This is a genomic window from Nostocoides jenkinsii Ben 74, assembly GCF_001046875.1.
GTDB lineage: Bacteria > Actinomycetota > Actinomycetes > Actinomycetales > Dermatophilaceae > Nostocoides_A > Nostocoides_A jenkinsii.
Map to the genome: position 1 here is coordinate 3,343,408 of NZ_HF571038.1, position 3,757 is coordinate 3,347,164.

The window sequence follows — 3,757 nt, forward strand, 5'->3', positions numbered from 1 at the left end:
GTCCAGCAGCTTCTGCCAGGAGTACTCCTCCGGCACGATCTGCTGCGGCCTGAGCTTCCGCGTGGCGCGCTCGTGCGCCATCTTGAGGAAGAGCAGGTAGGTCAGCTGCTCGGTGTACTCGATGACACCAACGCCGTCGTCGCGAAGGACGTCGCAGTAAGACCAAAGCTTGTCGACGAGTCGGCGTGAGTCAGTCACACCCGATCCTCTCAAGTCGTACACAGCCTTGGGCAGCAGCCCTATGCGTGGGGGCTTCACCGGGAGTGGTGGGGCCGAAATGCCCGATGTCGTGGGTAGGCTCACGGTGGCTCCGCCACGCTTTGCGCCTAGGCCGTGAGCCTACCCACGACATCGGGCGGCAAAGAAAGACCCGGCCCACGAGGGACCGGGTGCGTTATGCACTCAGGGTAGCCCAGCTTGACCAGGCGATCAACCAGCGGCTACCACTGCGCGGGCTTCGTGTAACTACCCGTAGGATCCGCGAGCTGGTTGCTGAGGAAGTCCGACGGACCAAGCTTCCGCCACCAATGGTTGCCCGCGCCGTCAGACATGTGGCCAGTCAAATCACCGGCGAAATACCCGCCGGCGGGGTTTACAAGACCCACCGGAACCCGTTGTCGTGCGAGTTGGACGGGGAGTTTGAGGTCTGAATCGTTCGAGATGACCACGGCAGCGTCGATGGCGTTGGTCAACACGTCGATCAGCAGGTGACTGGCCACATTGACGTCAGTGCCCTTCTCCTCCTGATGGAGAGTCGACACCATGAACAACGCATCCTTCACGGGGTTCCCGAGGGTGGACTGAACCATGACTGGCCAGTTCGACGTGACGAGAACTGGCGTGTCGCCCTGCTTCGGGCCCTTCACTGCCAGCGGCCGGTTGCGGATCCCCGTCACGTACTTGCCGTACTCGATTCGATCGACGCTGCCACTGGCAAGAAGAGCCTTGAGGTATACGTCTTGCTCTTGGTGGCCTGTCGGGTTCAGTGCGCCATCAATTCGAGCGGTGCAGTACACGATCCGGGAGAGCATCGCCCCAGGCCAACCCCGCTGAGCGCCGACGACGGACTGTGTCAACGCGCGGATGTCCAGCCACCGCCAACCAGGAGACTTACCCAGTTGGCGACGTCCCCCGTAGTAGAGGTTGTAGCCATCGATGTAGACACCGACCTTGTAGCCGCCGGTGCCCGTTGAACTATGGGCTTGATTGCTCATCGACCCCTCTGGTTTCCCACGAACCGAAAGTACCCTCGGGCGATACCCACTCGACGCGTCCGTTGCAGGACCGACCAAGCGCTACGGCGCCTGCCGTGGACGGGGAAGAGAAGACGATGTCCCGGGTCACGAGCCCGACGCCGCCTTCGGCCACGATCGAGCCGTCCGCCAGGAGGCTCTCGTGCCGCGCCCGATAGCCCGCGTAGGCCCGCTGAGTGCTCGTCGCCTTACCCACACCATGCCAGTGCGGAACCACGCGGGAGCCAGCCAGAAGCGTGAACTCACCATCGATTTGCTGGGCAGACGCGTGAACGCCGGCCTTGGCGTTGCTCAGCGTGAAGATCGGTGCCTCGACGGGATCCGAAGCGACCGGAGTGGGCGCCTTCCGCACTCGAATCGCATTGACCCCCAAGACCGGCAGCATGATCTGCAACTGCCCGATGAAGTACTCCATGTCTGAGGCATCCGCCTCAGGGAGGTTCGGCGTCGGCGGAGCTGTCCCGTTCTCCAGTGAGACGCGGCCTGCCTTGGTCGCCAACTGGATGAGTCGGGACTCGAGGTACCGGCCGTGAGACTTGGTCAGGTTCGTGTCTTTCGACGTGATGACTACGACTCGGTCCCAGAACGCCTTGTCCTGACTGTTCGCGTGATACCGGAGGCGGGTCGCGATGACGTCAGCCTCTCCGACGTAGCAGAGGGTGTCCCCCAGCGCTGTCTCGTCATCGCCGAGCAGGAGGTACACCCCGGTGCGCTGCACTTCCTCGCGCTTCAGCAGATCCGCCAGATCGGAGCGCCGGGCGGAGAGAACATGCCCGGTCCAGTTAGTAATCTCAGCCGTCGTTAGCCCGCCCGGCGTCCCGTCGACAAGGAACAGCTTCACCTGCTTGCCGTTCATGCTTCTGCCAACTCCTCGAGCACTTCGACGTCCGTATGCCGTCCGGTCAGCTTCCCCTCGAACGCCGCCGCGAGCACGGCCCGACGGAGCGCACGACCCTTCGCAATCGCTCCTGAGATGGCGGTCCGCTGTCGATCAAGTGCAGAGCGCACCTCCTGCACTCGACTCAGGAGATCTGCTTGAGTCTCCAAGGATGGGACTGGGATTGATAGGCGCTTCAGCTTGCTCACGCTCAGGGTGTGCAGGCCGCTGCTGGAGCTTGAGACATCCGTAAGAGTGCGTCGATGTTCTGGCGAGTTCCACACGGCTTCCAAGTAACCGGGCAGCAGGCCGGGTAGCGGGCGGACACGGATCAGATGATTCTGATGGACGCAGTTGTCGATCGACCCGTCCCAGGCAGCGGCGCGGCCGATCTGGGCCGGGCTGCCGTTGCCCTCAACCACGAGGAGGTCGCCAGGCAACAGCCGCAGGCGCTCCAACTCATCGCCGAACAACTCAACGCGATGGACATCGCGAAGATCGAGGCCGGTCGCGGTCACATTCGCGACGCGCAAGAACGGGTAGTGATTTGCTACGGGCGCCCGCTTCGGCTGCTTCTGGATCCCGCCCTGGATCTCGGTTACAGCGGGGAGAGCCACTTGGATCCCGCTTCGCGAGTTGGACAGGGTCGATGCCCACAGCACCTCAAGTCTTGTTCCGGAACGCTGGAGTTCAACCTCGGAGGCGTCGAGGTGGGAGAGGTGTTCTTCGAGGATCTCGACAATCCGCCGCTGCTCCGCAACCGGAGGGAGGGGAACGGGGACTCGTCGAAGCTGCTGCTGGGGAAGGTGTGCGATCGTCGACCCTGTGCAGAACTTGGCAATGGCCCCCGATGAGACCAAGTGCTCCAGGTAGTAGCGAAGGAATCCGGTGGTCAAGTTTGGGCCCGGGCGTGCCCGGTGAAGAGCCTTCTGAAAGGCCGTGAACTCAGACGATCCTTGCCAGACGGCGCACCGTCCGGGCTCTCCTCCCTCGCAGATCAATAGGTCGCCCGCTCGAAGACCGAAACGCTCGTGCTCGTGTTCGCCCAGTTCCATCGTCCAGACGCTGCTGGTGTCGACTCGGCCCCATTGAACGTTTACGTTGCGCAGGTACGGAACGTGCGGCAGACCCTTTGGCTTGCCCTTGTCGAGCATCTTTCCCAGTGCCGTGTCGGCAAGCTGACCCAAGGGGTACGTCGGCCAAGTCACGCGGTGAGCTCCGTGTTGAGTTGATTGAGGTAGGTCTCGGCACGGTCACCCAGATCCCGAAGGGCACCGTCGACGCCGCCCTTCTCGGTGAAGGGAGCGCGGTCGAGGTCGTCGGCGGTGATGCCGGCGGAGGAGGCGATGACGTCGACCATGCGGTCCAGCCACCACCTCTCCAAGGGCGAGAACTCGGTCCCCGACTGTTCCTGCTGAGCCAGCCACGCGGCATACCGCTCTTGGACGCGTGAGGCATACGGGACCAACTCGTTGTCGAGGCCGACGGTATAGCGCAGGAGTGACACCAGATCCGTGAGGGTGTGCCGGTCACTGTGGCGAACGCGGTCGACGTCGATGGCTTCGTAGGCGTGCCAGATGATGTCGGGGGTCCAGTTGTAGGGCGGGCGGGAGATCCGGTCGGCGAG

Annotated in this window: 5 protein-coding genes; all 5 read right to left on the minus strand. The window is 63.3% G+C overall.

Features of this window, described 5'->3' with window-relative positions; all coding sequences use genetic code 11:
- Nucleotides 1-198, minus strand: a 198-nt coding sequence (locus BN13_RS15960; RefSeq protein WP_048548171.1) for a type I restriction-modification system subunit M N-terminal domain-containing protein, incomplete at its 3' end; no start/stop codon positions are given.
- Between the two features lie 242 nt (nucleotides 199-440).
- Nucleotides 441-1,214, minus strand: coding sequence for an NYN domain-containing protein (locus BN13_RS15965; RefSeq protein ID WP_048548175.1), 774 nt, complete (start codon nucleotides 1,212-1,214; stop codon nucleotides 441-443).
- Complete coding sequence (locus BN13_RS15970) at nucleotides 1,195-2,109, minus strand: GIY-YIG nuclease family protein (RefSeq protein WP_048548176.1); 915 nt, start codon at nucleotides 2,107-2,109, stop codon at nucleotides 1,195-1,197. The genes BN13_RS15965 and BN13_RS15970 overlap by 20 nt, the downstream gene beginning before the upstream one ends.
- The gene (locus BN13_RS18385) at nucleotides 2,106-3,284 is read right to left on the minus strand and encodes a restriction endonuclease subunit S (RefSeq protein WP_235434170.1); all 1,179 of its coding nucleotides are present in this window, start codon (nucleotides 3,282-3,284) and stop codon (nucleotides 2,106-2,108) included. Before BN13_RS18385 ends, BN13_RS15970 begins: the two co-directional genes overlap by 4 nt.
- A 50-nt stretch (nucleotides 3,285-3,334) precedes the next feature.
- A partial coding sequence (locus BN13_RS15980) for a type I restriction-modification enzyme R subunit C-terminal domain-containing protein (RefSeq protein ID WP_048548177.1) occupies nucleotides 3,335-3,757 on the minus strand: 423 nt, incomplete at its 5' end.

Bases quoted from the DNA above. Each gene is read 5' to 3' on its own strand.
- BN13_RS15965 (WP_048548175.1), bottom strand. From the start codon at position 1,214: ATGAGCAATCAAGCCCATAGTTCAACGGGCACCGGCGGCTACAAGGTC.
- BN13_RS15970 (WP_048548176.1), bottom strand. From the start codon at position 2,109: ATGAACGGCAAGCAGGTGAAGCTGTTCCTTGTCGACGGGACGCCGGGC.
- BN13_RS18385 (WP_235434170.1), bottom strand. From the start codon at position 3,284: ATGCTCGACAAGGGCAAGCCAAAGGGTCTGCCGCACGTTCCGTACCTG.